General features: G+C 73.0%; 14 protein-coding genes. 4 read left to right on the top strand and 10 right to left on the bottom strand.

All coding sequences use genetic code 11. From position 1 onward, the window contains the following. Positions 1-51 precede the first annotated feature (51 nt). The 4 genes from AB0B58_RS24495 to AB0B58_RS24480 are packed head-to-tail and all read right to left on the bottom strand — an operon-like array spanning position 52 to position 4,716. The gene (locus AB0B58_RS24495) at positions 52-1,353 is read right to left on the bottom strand and encodes a DUF2252 domain-containing protein (RefSeq protein ID WP_360227764.1); all 1,302 of its coding nucleotides are present in this window, start codon (positions 1,351-1,353) and stop codon (positions 52-54) included. 19 nt (positions 1,354-1,372) lie between these two features. Next, a complete protein-coding gene (locus AB0B58_RS24490) occupies positions 1,373-1,933 on the bottom strand; it encodes an NADH-quinone oxidoreductase subunit B family protein (RefSeq protein ID WP_360227761.1) in 561 nt (186 codons plus the stop codon). Positions 1,934-1,949: 16 nt separating this feature from the next. Next, on the bottom strand, positions 1,950-3,398 hold the full coding sequence (locus AB0B58_RS24485) for an aminotransferase class V-fold PLP-dependent enzyme (RefSeq protein ID WP_360227758.1): 1,449 nt from the start codon (positions 3,396-3,398) through the stop codon (positions 1,950-1,952). A gap of 10 nt (positions 3,399-3,408) precedes the next feature. Continuing rightward, positions 3,409-4,716 carry an MFS transporter gene (locus AB0B58_RS24480; RefSeq protein ID WP_360227755.1) on the bottom strand — a complete coding sequence of 436 codons (1,308 nt, stop codon included), beginning with the start codon at positions 4,714-4,716 and terminating at the stop codon, positions 3,409-3,411. A gap of 49 nt (positions 4,717-4,765) precedes the next feature. Between AB0B58_RS24480 and AB0B58_RS24475 the strand changes: the two genes are divergently transcribed. Next, positions 4,766-6,187, top strand: coding sequence for a gamma-glutamyltransferase (locus AB0B58_RS24475; RefSeq protein WP_360227752.1), 1,422 nt, complete (start codon positions 4,766-4,768; stop codon positions 6,185-6,187). Here the strand turns inward: AB0B58_RS24475 and AB0B58_RS24470 are convergent. After that, positions 6,180-7,109 carry an NAD-dependent epimerase/dehydratase family protein gene (locus AB0B58_RS24470; RefSeq protein WP_360227749.1) on the bottom strand — a complete coding sequence of 310 codons (930 nt, stop codon included), beginning with the start codon at positions 7,107-7,109 and terminating at the stop codon, positions 6,180-6,182. The two genes, AB0B58_RS24475 and AB0B58_RS24470, sit on opposite strands and share 8 nt — an antisense overlap. A gap of 102 nt (positions 7,110-7,211) precedes the next feature. Between AB0B58_RS24470 and AB0B58_RS24465 the strand changes: the two genes are divergently transcribed. Continuing rightward, the gene (locus tag AB0B58_RS24465) at positions 7,212-7,886 is read left to right on the top strand and encodes a WHG domain-containing protein (protein WP_360227746.1); all 675 of its coding nucleotides are present in this window, start codon (positions 7,212-7,214) and stop codon (positions 7,884-7,886) included. Here AB0B58_RS24465 and AB0B58_RS24460 read toward each other — a convergent pair. Then, positions 7,883-8,680, bottom strand: coding sequence for an SAM-dependent methyltransferase (locus AB0B58_RS24460; RefSeq protein WP_360227744.1), 798 nt, complete (start codon positions 8,678-8,680; stop codon positions 7,883-7,885). The genes AB0B58_RS24465 and AB0B58_RS24460 overlap by 4 nt on opposite strands. After that, positions 8,680-8,982, bottom strand: coding sequence for an MGMT family protein (locus AB0B58_RS24455; protein WP_360227742.1), 303 nt, complete (start codon positions 8,980-8,982; stop codon positions 8,680-8,682). The genes AB0B58_RS24460 and AB0B58_RS24455 overlap by 1 nt, the downstream gene beginning before the upstream one ends. 60 nt (positions 8,983-9,042) lie before the next feature. Here AB0B58_RS24455 and proB point away from each other — a divergent pair, with 60 nt between their 5' ends. Further along, positions 9,043-10,155: a glutamate 5-kinase gene (proB, locus tag AB0B58_RS24450; protein ID WP_360227740.1), complete on the top strand. Its 1,113-nt coding sequence runs from the start codon at positions 9,043-9,045 to the stop codon at positions 10,153-10,155. A 79-nt stretch (positions 10,156-10,234) separates the two neighbouring features. Then, positions 10,235-11,473 (top strand): glutamate-5-semialdehyde dehydrogenase, encoded by a 1,239-nt coding sequence (locus AB0B58_RS24445; RefSeq protein WP_360227738.1) that lies wholly within the window; start codon positions 10,235-10,237, stop codon positions 11,471-11,473. 57 nt (positions 11,474-11,530) lie between these two features. Here the strand turns inward: AB0B58_RS24445 and moeZ are convergent, their stop codons facing one another. From moeZ to AB0B58_RS24430, 3 genes are all read right to left on the bottom strand, one after another. Next, positions 11,531-12,751: an adenylyltransferase/sulfurtransferase MoeZ gene (gene moeZ / locus AB0B58_RS24440; protein ID WP_360227735.1), complete on the bottom strand. Its 1,221-nt coding sequence runs from the start codon at positions 12,749-12,751 to the stop codon at positions 11,531-11,533. A 73-nt stretch (positions 12,752-12,824) separates the two neighbouring features. Next, positions 12,825-13,667 carry a DUF3152 domain-containing protein gene (locus tag AB0B58_RS24435; RefSeq protein WP_360227732.1) on the bottom strand — a complete coding sequence of 281 codons (843 nt, stop codon included), beginning with the start codon at positions 13,665-13,667 and terminating at the stop codon, positions 12,825-12,827. Between the two features lie 70 nt (positions 13,668-13,737). After that, positions 13,738-14,616: a DUF3152 domain-containing protein gene (locus AB0B58_RS24430; RefSeq protein WP_360227729.1), complete on the bottom strand. Its 879-nt coding sequence runs from the start codon at positions 14,614-14,616 to the stop codon at positions 13,738-13,740. Positions 14,617-14,657: the final 41 nt, after the last annotated feature.

Here is a 14,657-nt window from a genome sequence, read left to right as displayed (position 1 = left end):
CCCGGAACCACGCCGGCTGGGCCTACCAGGTCAGCCCGGCCTGAGCCGCCGCTACAGGCCCGGGAGGCGGCCGTTGCGGAACAGGTCGACGAAGTCCTGGTGGTCCTCCCGGGCCTGGTCGCCGTACCTGTGCGCGAAGTCGACGAGCAGCGCGACGAAGCCCGCCTCGTCCTTGTCGACCTTGGACACGATGGCCTCCTCGGTGGAGAAGTCGACCAGATCGTGGCTGGACTCGTCGTCGGCGACCGAGTGCATCCGGGCCACCGCGCGGCCCAGGTCGGCGACGACGCCGGTCAGCTCCTCGGGCTCGTTGACGTCGGCCCAGTCCAGGTCGGCCGCGTACGGCGAGACCTCGGCGACGAGCTGGCCCACGCCGCCGAGCTCGGTGTAGCCGAGCCACGGGTCGGCGTGCGCCTGCAGGGCCCGCTGCGACTCGGCCGTGCGGTGGCCCTGGTGCTTGAAGTACGAGCGAACCCGTTCGTCGTCGATCCAGCGGGCGACGGCCGGCACCTGCGCCTGCTTCATGTAGATGATCACGTCGTTCTCGAGCGCCTGGGTGTTCCCCTCGAGCAGCAGGTTGTAGGACGGCAGCCCGGCCGAGCCGATGCCGACACCCTTGCGCAGCTTGATGTCCTTGATGTTGGTCGACACCGGGGCGCCGTGCGCCGGCAGCGTGCCCAGGTACCGCTGGAAGGCGGCGACGACCGTCGCCGCGGTGGCCTCGTCGACGTCGTAGACGCCGTCGCCGAGCGAGAAGCGCCGCTCGTAGTCGTCGATCGTGGTCTGCCCGGCGAGCAGGTCGACGCGGGTGTTGAGCCGGGCCTCCTGCAGCACCCGGCGCAGCACGCCGTCGGCGCTGTCCAGGGTGATCGAGCCGATCGCGTCGTCGCCGCCGGCCGCGATCGCCCGCAGCTCGGTCAGGTATCCGTTGGCGAACGTGGTGACCAGCCCGCTGATCACGTCGTCGGAGAGGGCCTTGCTGTAGCCGATGAGTGCGACGCTCGCGCTGAACCGCTTGAGGTCCCAGATGAACGGGCCGACGTACGCCTCGTCGAAGTCGTTGACGTTGAAGACCAGGACGCCGGACGAGTTCATGTAGGTGCCGAAGTTCTCCGCGTGCAGGTCCCCGTGTATCCACACCCGGCTGGTGCGCTCGTCGAGGAAGCCGTCGTCGCGGTAGGCGCCGGCCTGGTCGGCGTAGAAGAGCGAGGCGCTGCCCCGGTAGAACGCGAACGGCGATGCCGCCATCTTGCGGAACTTGCGCCGGAAGGCCGCCGGATCCAGCGCCATCAGGTCGCCGAATTCCCTGGTCAGCACGTCGATGATGAAGCCGGCGCGGTTCTGGTCGCTCATGGTTCGCAGACTAGCGCCCTCAGACCGGCGGGCGAACCAGCGGCGCGGTGAGGGAGCCCGCGTCGCGGGGCTCGGCCGGCGGGCCGGGGATCAGCGGGTCGGGCCGGGACACCCCGCCCGGGCCGGACTGCTCGGCGGCGATCTTCTCCTGCAGGCGCAGGATGCCGTGCAGCAGCGCCTCGGGCCGCGGCGGGCAGCCGGGCACGTAGACGTCGACGGGAATCAGCTGGTCGACGCCCTTGGTCACCGAGTACGAGTCCCAGTACGGGCCGCCGCAGTTGGAGCAGGAGCCGAACGAGATCACGTACTTGGGCTCGGGCATCTGGTCGTAGAGCCGCTTGATCGCCGGGGCCATCTTGTCGGTGACCGTGCCGGAGACCACCATCAGGTCGGCCTGGCGCGGGCCGTGCGCGAACGGGATCACCCCGAGCCGCATGAAGTCGTGCCGGCTCATGCTGGTCGCGATGAACTCGATCGCGCAGCAGGCCAGGCCGAAGTTGAACACCCACATCGAGTAGCGGCGTCCCCAGTTCAGCACGAACTTGATGGGTTCCCCGAGCACTCCTGGCAGACCGGCCACGCCGTCAACCTACCCCTTACCAGGCCGGCCGCTGCAGAAGGCTCAGGAAGCCGGCCAGCAGGGCCTCCCGGAGCGCGGGCGGCGCGGCGTCCAGCAGCGTGTTCACGGCGGCCATGCTGCCTCCGGCGTCGTCACCCAGGCCGAGGCCCGCGGCCAGCCCCTCGATCAGCTCGGGCGTGACCATCGCCGGCGTCAGCGCCCCGGCCGCCTCGAGCAGCTCGGGCGGGAGCGCGACCGGGCCGCGGGCCCGCGTCGCGGCCACCGCGGCGGCCAGGTCGGGCGCGAACCCGTCGGCGGTCTCCCCCACCGCGGCGGTCACCGTGAGGTGGATGGTCGCCGGCAGATTCCCGTACGCGAGCTGGGGCTGGGTGTGCCAGCCACGCGCCGCCAGCTCGTCGGCGAGCACGAACAGGTCGACGCCCGGCCCGGCCGCCAGGCAGACCACGCTGGTCTCGGCGGGCGCGAAGAGGTGGACGCCGTCGGTGGTCTCGACCGCGGACGCCAGCACCTCGACCGCGTCGCGGGTCTTGCCGGCCAGCCGCAGGTACCCGTCGTCGCCGAGGTGGCGCAGCGTGGCCACGGCCGCGGCGATCGGGCCGCCGGACCGGGTGGACGAGATGACCGGGTTGACCATCGTGTACCCGGGCCAGTCCGCGTACGCGAAGTACTGCGGCATCCGCAGCGCGGCGTCGCGGTGCAGCAGCACGGAGACGCCCTTCGGCGCGTACGCGTACTTGTGCAGGTCGACGGAGATGCTGGTGACGCCGGGGACGGCGAAGTCGAAGTCCGGCAGGTCGGCGCCGAGCCGTTTGAGGTACGGCAGCACCCAGCCGCCGAAGCAGGCGTCGACGTGGAACCGGACGCCGCGCTCGGCGGCCGCCGCGGCGATCTCCGCGATCGGGTCGACCACGCCGTGCGCGTACGAGGGTGCCGAGGCCGCCACCAGGACCGTGTCCGGGCCGATCGCCGCGGCCATCGCCGCCGGGTCGGCCCGCAGGCCGGCGCCGACGGGCACGACGTCGAGGGCGACCCGCAGGTAGTGCGCGGCCTTCGCGAACGCGGCGTGCGCGGTCGACGGGACCACCAGCCGCGGCCGCTCGATCTCATGCGCGTCGCGGGCCGCCTTGACCGCGAGGATCAGCGACTCGGTGCCGCCGCCCGTGACGCTGCCGACCACCTCGGGCGCGGCCGTGCCGGGACCCGCGCCGAGCAGCCGCGCGGCAGAGGTGACCAGCGCGTTCTCCATCGCCAGCAGGGACGGGAAGGCGGTCGGGTCCAGGCCGTTGACGTGCACCGAGATCGCGTACGCGGCCCGCGCCACCTCGTCCAGCCCGGCGACGGCCGGGTCGTAGACGTACGCGAAGAGCCGCCCGCCGTGCGTGGGCAGGTCGGCGGCGCGCAACTCCCGCAATTCGGCCAGCACCTGCTCGGCCGGCACCCCGTTGGCCGGCAACGCCTCGATCATGGCCACGACGCTAGTCCTCGTAGCGGCGCAGCAGCGTGACCGCCGCTCCAACGAGCAGCGCGGGTACGAGGGTGAAGCCGATCAGGACGCCGAGCCGGGCCGTCGGCTCCTGGGTCGCCGCCTCGCCGGTCGACGACGAGACATAGCCGAAGGCCTGCAGGATCAGCGCGTAGATGCCCGGCCCCAGCGCCAGGCCGAGCGTCTCGCCCGCGGTCCACAGGCCGGTGAAGACGCCCGCCTGGCGGCGGCCGGTGCGCAGGGTGTCGCGCTCGATCAGGTCGGGGAGCATCGCCAGCGCGAAGACCTGCTGCCCGGCGTAGCCGCAGCCGATGACGGCGGCGATCCCGTAGACCGCCAGGACCGGCAGGGCCGGCGACAGCAGCAGGGTCAGGGAGCCGGCGGCGAAGAGCAGGGAGGCGGCGATCAGGCCGCGCCGCTTGCCGTGGCGGGCGCCGACCCGGGTCCACAGCGGCATCACCAGCAGCGCGGGGCCGACGAAGGCCGCGAACAGGAACGTCGCGCCGGAGTCCTGCCGGATGACGTGGTCGGCGAAGTACTGGACGCCCGCGAGCATCGTGGCGACGCCGGCCGCCTGTGCGACGCAGCAGAGCAGGAGCGCCCGGAACGACGCGTTGCCCGCCGCGACCCGCAACTGTGCCCGAAGGTTCGGTTCCGGCTCCGGTGCGGAGTGGTACTCGGCTGTGCGCGTACCGAAATAGATGCTCAGGGTGCCCACGACCATGAGGGCGCCGACGAACGCGCCGGCCCACCGGTGGCCGGTCAGGCCGCCGCCGCCGAGATCGACGACCAGCGGGGCCAGCGCGCCCGAGACCAGGATCGCGCACGCCAGTACCGCGACCCGCCAGGTCATCAGGCGGGTGCGCTCGGCGTAGCCGTCGGTGAGCTCGGCCGGCATCGCGACGTAGGGCACCTGGAAGAAGGCGAACGCGGTGGCCGTGGCGAGGAACGCGGCCGCGACGTAGGCGGCGGCCGCGCCGCCGCTGCCGAACGGCCCGGCGAAGATCGCCGCGAAGAGCACGGCGAGCGCGAGGCCCGCGCCGAGCAGGAACGGGCGCCGGGCGCCGGTGCGGTCGGAGATCCGGCCCGCGATCGGGTTGACCAGGACGTCCCACGCCTTCGGCAGCAGCACGAGCAGGCCCGCCACGCCCGCGGCGACGCCGAGCGTGTCGGTCAGATATGGCAGAAGGAGCAGACCCGGCACCGTCCCGAAGGGTCCGGTGACGAGCGAGCCCAGCGAATATCCGGTGACGACACGGCGGGGCAGCCGTACGCCGTGCGAGGGACCGGTGACCGTCATGGACGCGGATGGTAACCATCCATGGGCCGCGAGGCATACGCTTCGCCGAGTGGAGATTTCCCCACGGCCTTCCCGGGTCGCCGCCGGGATCGCGGCGAACCATCCGGCGACGGCCGAGGCCGGGCTGCAGATCCTCCGGGCCGGGGGCACGGCCGCGGACGCCGCGGTCGCTGCCGTGCTGGCCACCTGCGTCGCCGAGACCATTTACACCGGCCTTGGCGGTGGCGGCTTCGCCACCTACTTCGACGCGGCCACCGGGGCGGTGACCTGCCTGGACTTCTTCGTCTCGGTGCCCGGCACGGACGGCGACCGGCAGGCCGGCCCGATGATCGCCGTCGACGTGTTCTTCGGCGGAATGCCGCAGATCTACTCGATCGGCGGCGCCAGCGTCGCCGTGCCCGGCGTGCCGGCCGGCTGCGGCGAGGTGCACCGCCGGTGGGGACGGCTGCCCTGGGCCGACCTGGTCGCGCCCGCGCTCGCCCTGGCCCGGACCGGCGTCGCGCTGCCGTCCGCGCACGCCCGGACGCTCGGCGCGTGCGCCCCGGCGCTGGCGCACGGCGAGGGCGCCGCGATCTACGCGCCGACCGGGAGCTTCCTGCGCGGTGGCGACCTGCTCTTCCACCCGGGGCTCGCGTCCGCGCTGGAGGCGCTCGCCGCCGAGGGGCCCGCGGTCTTCTACACCGGTTCGATCGCCCGGCTGATGGTCGACGCCGTGCGGGCCGGCGGCGGCGCGCTCGGGCCGCTCGATCTCGCGGCCTACCGGGTGCTCGAGACGCCGGTCGACCACGCCACGCTGGGGTCGTACCGGGTGCGGGCCCGGCACGATCTCAATCGGACGGTCGACACGATCGCCGCGCTGCCGGGCAGCCTGCCGGATCAGACCCGGCCGGCCCGGGCCGTCGCCGTCGCGGCCGCGCTGCGGGACCGCGGCCGGCAGAAGATCGGCGACACCACGAACGTCTCGGTGGTCGACGCCGAGGGCAACGCCTGCGTGATCACCACGACGATGGGGCTGGGCGCCGCGGTCTGGCTGCCCGGCCTCGGCATCAACATGAACTCCATGCTCGGCGAGGGCGAACTGATCACCGACGACCTGTCGCCCGGGGTCCGGATGTCGTCGAACATGTGCCCGCTCGTGGTCATCGACGCCGCCGGGGACCTGGCCGTCGCCGCCGGGTCCGCGGGCGCCTCGCGGATCCGGACCGCGCTGGTGCACACGCTGCTGGGGGTGCTGGTCGACGGGGTGGACACGCCGGCCGCGATCGCCCGCCCCCGCTTCCACGTAGTGGACGACACGGTCCACGCCGAACCGGGCTGCCCCCGCGACGAACTGGCCGCGCTGGCCGAGGCGGGCTGGATCGTGAACGAGTGGCCGGACGTCGACCACTACTTCGGCGGCGTCACGGCGGTGGGGGTCGGCGGAGCTTCCGGCGACCCCCGGCGCGACGGCGTGGGGCTGCTGCTCACATAGTCCGGGCCGCCGTGGCCTCCGCCGCGTCGGCGACCTCGCGCAGCGCCACGTCGAGGTCGGTCGCGGCGAGGCCGAACGTCTGCTGGGTCTCGGCGCTGTCCATGAGAAACGGCGCGTAGAACTGGTAGTCCATCTCCGCCAGTTCCCGGGCCATCGGGACGACCGTGCCCGCGGCACGCATCACGAAGCGCGGCAGCGACCGGACCGCGACCGGCTTGACGCCGGCCAGCGCGCAGTAGCGGCTCGCCAGGTCCTTGACGCTGATCGCGGCCGGCGACGGCACGTGCCACGCCCGGCCCCACGCCCGCTCGTCGCCGGCGAGGGTCACCAGGGCGCGGGCCATGTCGCCGGTGTAGGTGAACGTGTGCGGCGCGTTGACGTCGACCGGCGCCCAGGCCGTGCGCCCCTTGGCGATCGCCGGGAGCAGCACTGCCGAGAAGATCGACGCGGTGCCCGCCCCGATGTAGTCCGAGCCGCGGACCTCGACCGTGCGCACCCCGCTGGCCAGCGCGTCCTGCCACATCCTGATGCGGACCCGGCCCTTGCGGCCGGTCGCGGCGAGGGGGGTGTGCTCGGTCATCCGGCCGCCCGGGACGGGGCCGTAGCCGTAGAGGTTGCCGGTGATGGCGAGGACCGCGCCGGCCTCGCCCGCGGCGGTGAGCATCGCGGCGGCGAGCGGCGGCCAGAGCGTCTCCCACCGGGTGTATTTCGGGTTGGCGCAGTTGTAGAGCACGGCCGCGCCGCGGGTCAGTTCGGTGAGCCGGGCCGCATCGGTCGCGTCGGCGGCCACGCGCTCGATCAGCGGGTGCTCCGGTCCCCCGCCGCTGCGGGTCACCACGCGCACGGACTCGCCCTGACCGGCGAGCAGGCGGGCCACCGAGGAGCCGACGGGGCCGGCGCCGACGATCACGTGCTTCGACATGATGTTCTCCTTTGTAAGCACTGCTCTCTGTTGAGAACAACAATCTCATCTTGCCCGCAACTTGGCAAGAGCAGTGCTCTCTTTTGTGGCACACTTGCCCGCATGACCGCTGCTTCGATCCGTGCCCGGGTGCGCGCCGAGATGACCGACGAGATCAAGGCCGTGGCCCGGCGCCACCTCGCCACCGACGGTGCCAACCTGTCGCTGCGCGCGGTCGCCCGCGACCTCGGCATGGCCTCGTCCGCGGTCTACCGCTACTTCGCCAGCCGGGACGACCTGCTCACGGCGCTGATCATCGACGCGTACGACGCGGTCGGCGCCGCCGCCGAGGAATCGGCACGCACCGGGAGCTACCGGGACCGCTTCCTGTCGATCTGTCACGCGGTCCGCGACTGGGCGCTGGCCAACCCGCACGAATGGGCGCTGATCTACGGCAGCCCGGTCCCCGGCTATCAGGCGCCGCGGGACACCGTCGAACCCGCCACCCGGGTCATCCTGCAGATCGGGGCGATCGTGCGCGACGCCGCCCTGGCCGGCGACGTCGAGGCCGGCGAGCCGGTCGCCGGCAGGCTCGGCGAGGAGCTGGCGGTCGTCGCCGAGCACGCCGCGCAGGGCGCGCCGCCACAGCTGGTCGCGCGCAGCATGGGCGCCTGGATCCACCTGTGCGGCGCGGTCAGCGCCGAGCTGTTCGGGCAGCTCAACAACACGATCGACGAGCGCCGGGAGTTCTTCGACCTGCAGATGCGCGGCGAGGCGGCGACGATCGGCTTCCGTTAGCTCCTTCTCGCGTGCACGACGTGCCCGCCGGGAGCGCCCTTCGGCACGTCGGGCCGGCCGAACCAGCGGGCCGCGAGCTCGGCGGGGCCGAGGTCCTCGATCTCGCCGAAGCCCCTGCCGCGCAGCTCGGCGGCGAGGTCGTCCGGCATGAAGTAGGTCTGCCACGGTTCGCCGATGCGCGCCACCCGGGCCGCCCGGGCCTCGAGGGCGGCCTGCCGCTCGGGTGACATCGACGACGGCGGCATCGCGTAGTCGAAGACGACCTCCGCCCGCTCGGTCGCCGCGATCAGGCCCAGCGTCTCGTCGAAGCCCGCCCGGGTCAGGTAGGGCACCACGCCGAGCCAGAGGAAGAACGCCCCGGGCTCTGCCGTCAGCCGCAGCTTCCCGGTCTCGAAGTCCACCGGCACATAGGTCAGGGTCTGCGGCACCCGGATGCCGGTCTCGGCCAGCCGCTCCCGCTTGAACGCCTGGGTCTCCGGATGGTCGACCTCGAAGACGCGCAGCTCCGGCCACGGATTGCGGTAGGCGAAGGTGTCCAGCCCCGCGCCGAGGATGAACAGCTGCCGGGTGCCGCCCGCGACCGCGACGGCGAGGGCGTCCTCGGCGAACCGGGTCCTCGCGGCGATGAACAGGCGCATGGCCCGGCGCCCCGGCGCCTCCTCGGCGTCCGGCGGCACGCCCAGGATGCGTACGGCCAGCGGATCCGAGAAGATCTCGCCGCCCTCGATGAGCTGATGGGCCGCCCGGTAACGGGCCGCGCTGAAGGCCGTCCGGCTCGGCTGTCCCGTCTCCATCAGGGCAGCCAGCTCGCGCGAGCCATGTCCACGTGCTCCCCCTTCATCGGCACGCCCTCGCTGAGCAGCCGTTGCCGGGCCTCCCGCTCGTGGCCCGGCGGCGTCCGCCCGGCGCTGGTCACCACCCGGTGCCACGGAACGCCGCCGCCGTGCCGCGCCATGATCGTGCCGACCTGCCGCGCCGAGTTGCGGCCCGACCGCTCGGCCAGCACATCGGCGACGGCCCCGTAGGACATGACCCTGCCCTCGGGGATGCTCTCCACGAGCCGGAGAACCTCTTCCACGTACTCCTGCGGTGTCACCGACGCCACGATATGGGATCTCACCCCGGCCGCACAGCGTCCGGCGAGCAGAATGGGCGGGTGCGTGAACAGGTGACGGGTGCCCGGCGGGTCGTGGTGAAGGTGGGCTCGTCATCCCTGACCACCGCGGCCGGCGGAATCGACGAGCAGCGGATGGACGCCCTCGTCGACGTGCTCGGCGCGCTGGCCACACAGGGCCGGGAGGTCGTGCTGGTCTCCAGCGGCGCCATCGCCGCCGGACTCGCCCCGCTCAAGCTGCGCCGGCGCCCGCGCGACCTGGCCACCCAGCAGGCCGCGGCCTCGGTCGGCCAGGGCCTGCTGATGGGCCGTTACACGGCGGGCTTCGCCCGGCACGGGCTGACCGTCGGGCAGGTGCTGCTCACCGTCGACGACGTGACCCGGCGCGCGCACTACCGCAACGCGTACCGGACGCTGCGGAAACTGCTGGACCTCGGCGCGCTGCCCATCGTCAACGAGAACGACACGGTCGCCACCGACGAGATCCGGTTCGGCGACAACGACCGGCTCGCCGCCCTGGTGGCGGCCCTGGTCCACGCCGACCTGCTGGTCCTGCTCTCCGACGTGGACGCGCTCTACACCGGCAGCCCGTCGGCGCCGGACTCCCGCCGGGTCCCGGTGGTGCACAGCGACGCCGACCTCGCGGACATCTCCGTCGGCGCGGCGGGAAGATCCGGCGTCGGCACCGGCGGCATGGTGACCAAGGTGGAGGCGGCCCGGATCGCGACCGGCTTCGGCATCCCGGTAGTGCTGACCGCGGCAACGCTCGCGGGCCCCGCCCTGGACGGCGCCGAGATCGGCACGCTGTTCCACGCGGCCGAGCGCCGCCCCACGGCCCGGCTCTTCTGGCTCGCCCACGCGACCTCGCCGCGCGGCCGGCTGCACCTGGACCCGGGCGCGGTGGCGGCGGTCGTGGCCCGGCGCATGTCGCTGCTGCCGGCCGGGATCACGGCGGTGGACGGCTCGTTCGCCGCCGGGGACCCGGTCGACCTGGTCGACGCCGGCTCGGGCGCGCCGGTGGCACGCGGCCTGGTGAACTACGACGCCGTCGAGCTGCCGGCGCTGCTGGGCCGCTCGACACCGGAGCTCACGGCGGCGCTCGGCCCGGGCTACGAACGCGAGGTGGTGCACCGCGACGACCTGGTCCTGCTGTGACCGTGCGTGATTTCGCCGGCTTTCCGGTGCAGGATTGACCAGTCGCCGTCAGCCCCGGCGGGACGAACGAGGAGTCGACATGACCGTGCTTCAGCAGGCCTCCGACGCGCGGGTCGCCGCCGTCGACCTGGCCGCCGCCACCCGCGCCGAGAAGGACGCCGCCCTGCTGCTGATGGCCGACCGGCTGGTCGAGCGCGCCGACGACATCGTCGCCGCGAACGCCGTTGACGTGGAGAACGCCCGTACCGGCGGATCGTCCGAGGCGATGATCGACCGGCTGATGCTGACCGCCGAGCGGGTCGCCGCGATGGCCGACGGCCTGCGGCAGCTCGCCGCGCTGAACGACCCGGTCGGGGACGTCGTCCGCGGATCGACCCTGGCCAACGGCCTCGAGCTGCGCCAGGTCCGGGTTCCGTTCGGGGTGGTGGGCATCATCTACGAGGGCCGGCCGAACGTGACCGCGGACGCCGCCGGCATCTGCCTCAAGTCCGGCAACTCGGTGCTGCTGCGCGGCTCGGGCTCGGCCGCCAGCTCGAACGCGGCGATCGTCTCGGTGCTGCGCAAGGCCGTGGCGGACGCCAACCTGCCGGCGAACGCGATTCAGCTGCTGGACTCGACGACCCGCGACTCGGTGAAGGAGCTGATGCGGGCCCGCGGCCTGGTCGACGTCCTGATCCCGCGCGGCGGCGCCTCGCTGATCAAGGCGGTGGTCGAGGAGTCGACGGTTCCGGTGATCGAGACCGGGGTCGGCAACTGCCACGTGTACGTCGACGAGGGCGCGGACCTGGAGAAGGCGCTCGGGGTGGTGCTGAACTCGAAGACCCAGCGACTGTCCACGTGCAACACGGCGGAGTCGCTGCTGGTGCACGCGTCGATGGTCGAGTCGTTCCTGCCGATGGTGATCGAGGAACTGGTGTCGGCCGGCGTGACCGTGCACGGCGACCCGCGGGTGATGGGCTTCGACGGCGTCGTGCCGGCGACCGCGGAGGACTGGGGCAAGGAGTACCTGTCGGCGGACATCTCGGTCGCGGTGGTGGACTCGCTGGACGACGCGCTGGACCACATCCGCCGCTACGGCACGGGCCACACCGAGGCGATCGTGACCGAGAGCGTCGTGGCGGCCCGCCACTTCGCGGCCCGGGTGGACGCGGCGGCCGTAATGATCAACGCGTCGACGCGCTTCACCGACGGTGGCGAGTTCGGCTTCGGCGCGGAGATCGGCATCAGCACCCAGAAGCTGCACGCGCGCGGCCCGATGGGCCTGCCCGAGCTGACCTCGACGAAGTACATCGTGACCGGCAACGGCCACACTCGCTGATCAGGAACGCGCCGGGCCGAGCCCCTGCCGGTGGCAGGGGCTCGGCCCGCGCGTACGTCAGTACGACGGCAGCGACGGGTCCACGGTGTTGACCCAGGAGACGATGCCGCCCTGCACGTGCACGGCGTCCTTGAAGCCCGCCGCCTTCAGGACCGCGAGGGCCTCCGCCGAGCGCACGCCCGACTTGCAGTGCAGCACGATCTGCCGGTCCTGCGGGAAGCGGGAGAGCGCACCGCCGGACAGGATCTCGCCCTTGGGGATCAGGGTCGCGCCCGGGATGCTGACGATCTCGTACTCGGCGGGCTCGCGGACGTCGACCAGGAACACGTCCTTGCCCGCGTCCTGCCAGTCCTTGAGCTCGCGAGCGGTGATCGTCGAGTTGAGGGTGGCCTCCTGCGCCTCCTCGGAGACCGCGCCGCAGAAGTCCTCGTAGTCCTCGAGCAGGTCGGTGACCGTCGGGTTCTCGCCGCAGAGCGCGCAGGCCGGGTCCTTGCGGACCTTGACCTTGCGGTACTCCATCTCCAGGGCGTCGTAGACCATCAGCTTGCCGACCAGCGGCTCGCCGATGCCCGTGATCAGCTTGATCGCCTCGTTGACCTGGATCGAGCCGATCGACGCGCAGAGCACGCCGAGGACGCCGCCCTCGGCGCAGGACGGAACCATGCCGGGCGGCGGCGGCTCCGGGTAGAGGCAGCGGTAGCAGGGACCGTGCTTCTCCCAGAACACGGACGCCTGGCCGTCGAAGCGGTAGATCGAACCCCAGACGTACGGCTTGCCGAGCAGCACCGCGGCGTCGTTGACCATGTAGCGGGTCGCGAAGTTGTCGGTGCCGTCGACGATCAGGTCGTAGCGGCTGAAGATCTCCTTGACGTTGTCGCGGTCCAGCGCGGTGTTGTGGATGACCACGTTCACCAGCGGGTTGATCTCCCGGATGCTGTCCGCGGCGGACTCGGCCTTGGGCCGGCCCACGTCGGAGACGCCGTGGATGACCTGGCGCTGGAGGTTGGACTCGTCGACGGTGTCGAAGTCGATGATGCCGAGCGTTCCGACACCGGCCGCGGCCAGGTAGAGCAGAGCGGGAGAGCCGAGACCACCCGCGCCGACGGCCAGGACCTTGGCGTTCTTCAGCCGCTTCTGCCCGTCCATCCCGACGTCGGGGATGATCAGGTGACGCGAGTAGCGACGGATCTCGTCGATGCTCAGCTCGGCGGCCGGCTCGACGAGCGGGGGCAGTGACACGGTGAACTCCCCGGGATCGACGGTAGGGTGCGCCACCATTCTTGCTCGTCCGCCGCCGCAGATGGACATGACGTGGAACACCGGCCCGACATGCGGGACAGGGAATCAAACCTCAGTCGACGGGGTTGCCGGCGTGCCGCCTGCCGTCGAGGTACGGCCAGGAGTTCGCGACGCAGCCCTTGAGGCCGTAGGTCTGCTGCATCATCACCGGCGCGGGCTCGCCCCGGCCGGTGCAGGCCTCGTGGCCGTGTCCGAGCTGGTGCCCGACCTCGTGGTTGATGGCGTACGCCCGGTAGGTGCCGAGCGGGGCGCCGTAGTCCGGCACCGAGTACCGCCAACGATCATGATTGATGATCACCTGGCCCGGCAGCCGGCACGAGGTGAAGCCCTCGGTCCGCAGGCCGCCGCGGGCGCACATCCGCTCCGAGGTATCGGCGGAGGCCAGAAAGATCGTGAACTCGGAATCGGCGGGCCGCGGCACCCGCTGCAGCCGGAACTGCCGCCCGGCGATCCAGCTTCGCGGATCGCCGAGGATCCGGTCGACCTCGCCGGCGAAGTCACCGCCGTCGCCCTCGCCGAGGTTCTCCTCGACGGCGACCCGGAAGCGCCGCAGCGTGCCGGCCGCGCCGAGCACCGGGCCGTAGCCGTCGGCGAAGACGAATCCGCCGGCCGTGGCCGCGGATCCGGCCGGCACCTCGTCGGCGGCGTCGGGCGGCGCTGCGGGTGCGGAGGTCGTGGTCGGCACGGCCGCTTCGCCGCCGACCGGGTCGTCCTCGTTGCGCATGATCCCGCCTACCGCGAGGACGGCGACCACGATGATCAACAGGTGTGGCGCGACCGCGTGGCGCCGCTCGCGCTCGCGCTTGTGCCGGTACCGGGGCGTGGCCTGCGCCGCCCTCGCGGACGCTCCCGGGGTCGCCGCGGCGGCCCGATAATCCGCTGAGCCCCTTGCCACCTTTGCCATTGCCACCGCCAGCGTGCCAGAGGCGGGCGGGCGTCACCGGGGTTTCGGGAGACCCGGCCGGTCAGAGCCCCGGACCCGCGAACCGGCGATCGCCCCTGCGTGGCCACGCGTACGGCACGCAGCCGCGCAGCGTCAGCGTCTGCTGCACCATCACCGGCGCCGGCCCGCCGCGCTTCGGGCAGCCCTGGTGGCTCTCGCCCAGCTCGTGCCCCACCTCGTGGTTCACCACGTACTGCCGGTACGCCGCGAGCGGCACCCGCGCCGCGAGGTACGGCCGCGCCGACAGCCGCCAGCGGTCCAGGTTGATGATCGCCTTGCCGGTGGCCCGGCACGACGTGTACGGCCGCCCGCCGACGGTGATGTCCGCACCGCCATGGCGGCACATGCGCCCGGCGGTGTCCCGCGTGGCGAGGTACACCGTGAAGCTCGCCGGATCGTTGCCGGCGACCCGCTGCAACCGCAGCCGGCCGTCGCCGGTCCAGCTCCGCCGGTCACCCAGCGTCGCCTCGACCTGCGCCGCGAAGCCCGCCGGGTCCTCGTTGCTGCCCTGCTCGACCGCGACCCGGAAGCGCCGCAGCTGCCCCTTCGTCCCCAGCACCCGGCCGCGCCCCGGCGCGTACGCGAACTTGCCCGAACCCCGCGTGGGCACCCGGCCCGGCATCAGCAGCAGGGTCTGCGGCGCCGCCAGGGAGGTGGCCGGCACGCGCGGCGAGGGTGCGGGCGGGACCGAGGGCGGCGCCGACGCTGACGGCGACGGCGCGGAGGGCGTTGGCGCCGCGACCGGGACGGCCACGGGCGCCGTCGGCAGAAAGGCCGGGACGAGCATCCCGCCGGCCAGCAGCAGGGCCGCGATGACCAGGCCCGCGATCCACCAGCGGCGCCGTCGATCGCTTCCGTTTCCGGGTGCGGCGGCCGCGACAGGGGTACGAGAACCGATCATTTGGGAACAAGCGTGCCACAGCGGGGCGGCGGCGTCCGTCC

The organism is Actinoplanes sp. NPDC049118 (genome assembly GCF_040648555.1).
Taxonomy (GTDB): Bacteria; Actinomycetota; Actinomycetes; order Mycobacteriales; family Micromonosporaceae; genus Actinoplanes.
This window is presented reverse-complemented; position numbering and strand designations above follow the sequence as displayed.

What these genes read in the sequence shown, in the direction of transcription:
- AB0B58_RS24480 (WP_360227755.1), bottom strand. Translation starts at nt 4,716, where the DNA reads ATGACGGTCACCGGTCCCTCGCACGGCGTACGGCTGCCCCGCCGTGTC.
- AB0B58_RS24485 (WP_360227758.1), bottom strand. Translation starts at nt 3,398, where the DNA reads ATGATCGAGGCGTTGCCGGCCAACGGGGTGCCGGCCGAGCAGGTGCTG.
- AB0B58_RS24445 (WP_360227738.1), top strand. Translation starts at nt 10,235, where the DNA reads ATGACCGTGCTTCAGCAGGCCTCCGACGCGCGGGTCGCCGCCGTCGAC.
- moeZ (WP_360227735.1), bottom strand. Translation starts at nt 12,751, where the DNA reads ATGGTGGCGCACCCTACCGTCGATCCCGGGGAGTTCACCGTGTCACTG.
- AB0B58_RS24470 (WP_360227749.1), bottom strand. Translation starts at nt 7,109, where the DNA reads ATGTCGAAGCACGTGATCGTCGGCGCCGGCCCCGTCGGCTCCTCGGTG.
- AB0B58_RS24495 (WP_360227764.1), bottom strand. Translation starts at nt 1,353, where the DNA reads ATGAGCGACCAGAACCGCGCCGGCTTCATCATCGACGTGCTGACCAGG.
- AB0B58_RS24430 (WP_360227729.1), bottom strand. Translation starts at nt 14,616, where the DNA reads ATGATCGGTTCTCGTACCCCTGTCGCGGCCGCCGCACCCGGAAACGGA.
- AB0B58_RS24465 (WP_360227746.1), top strand. Translation starts at nt 7,212, where the DNA reads ATGACCGCTGCTTCGATCCGTGCCCGGGTGCGCGCCGAGATGACCGAC.
- AB0B58_RS24460 (WP_360227744.1), bottom strand. Translation starts at nt 8,680, where the DNA reads ATGGAGACGGGACAGCCGAGCCGGACGGCCTTCAGCGCGGCCCGTTAC.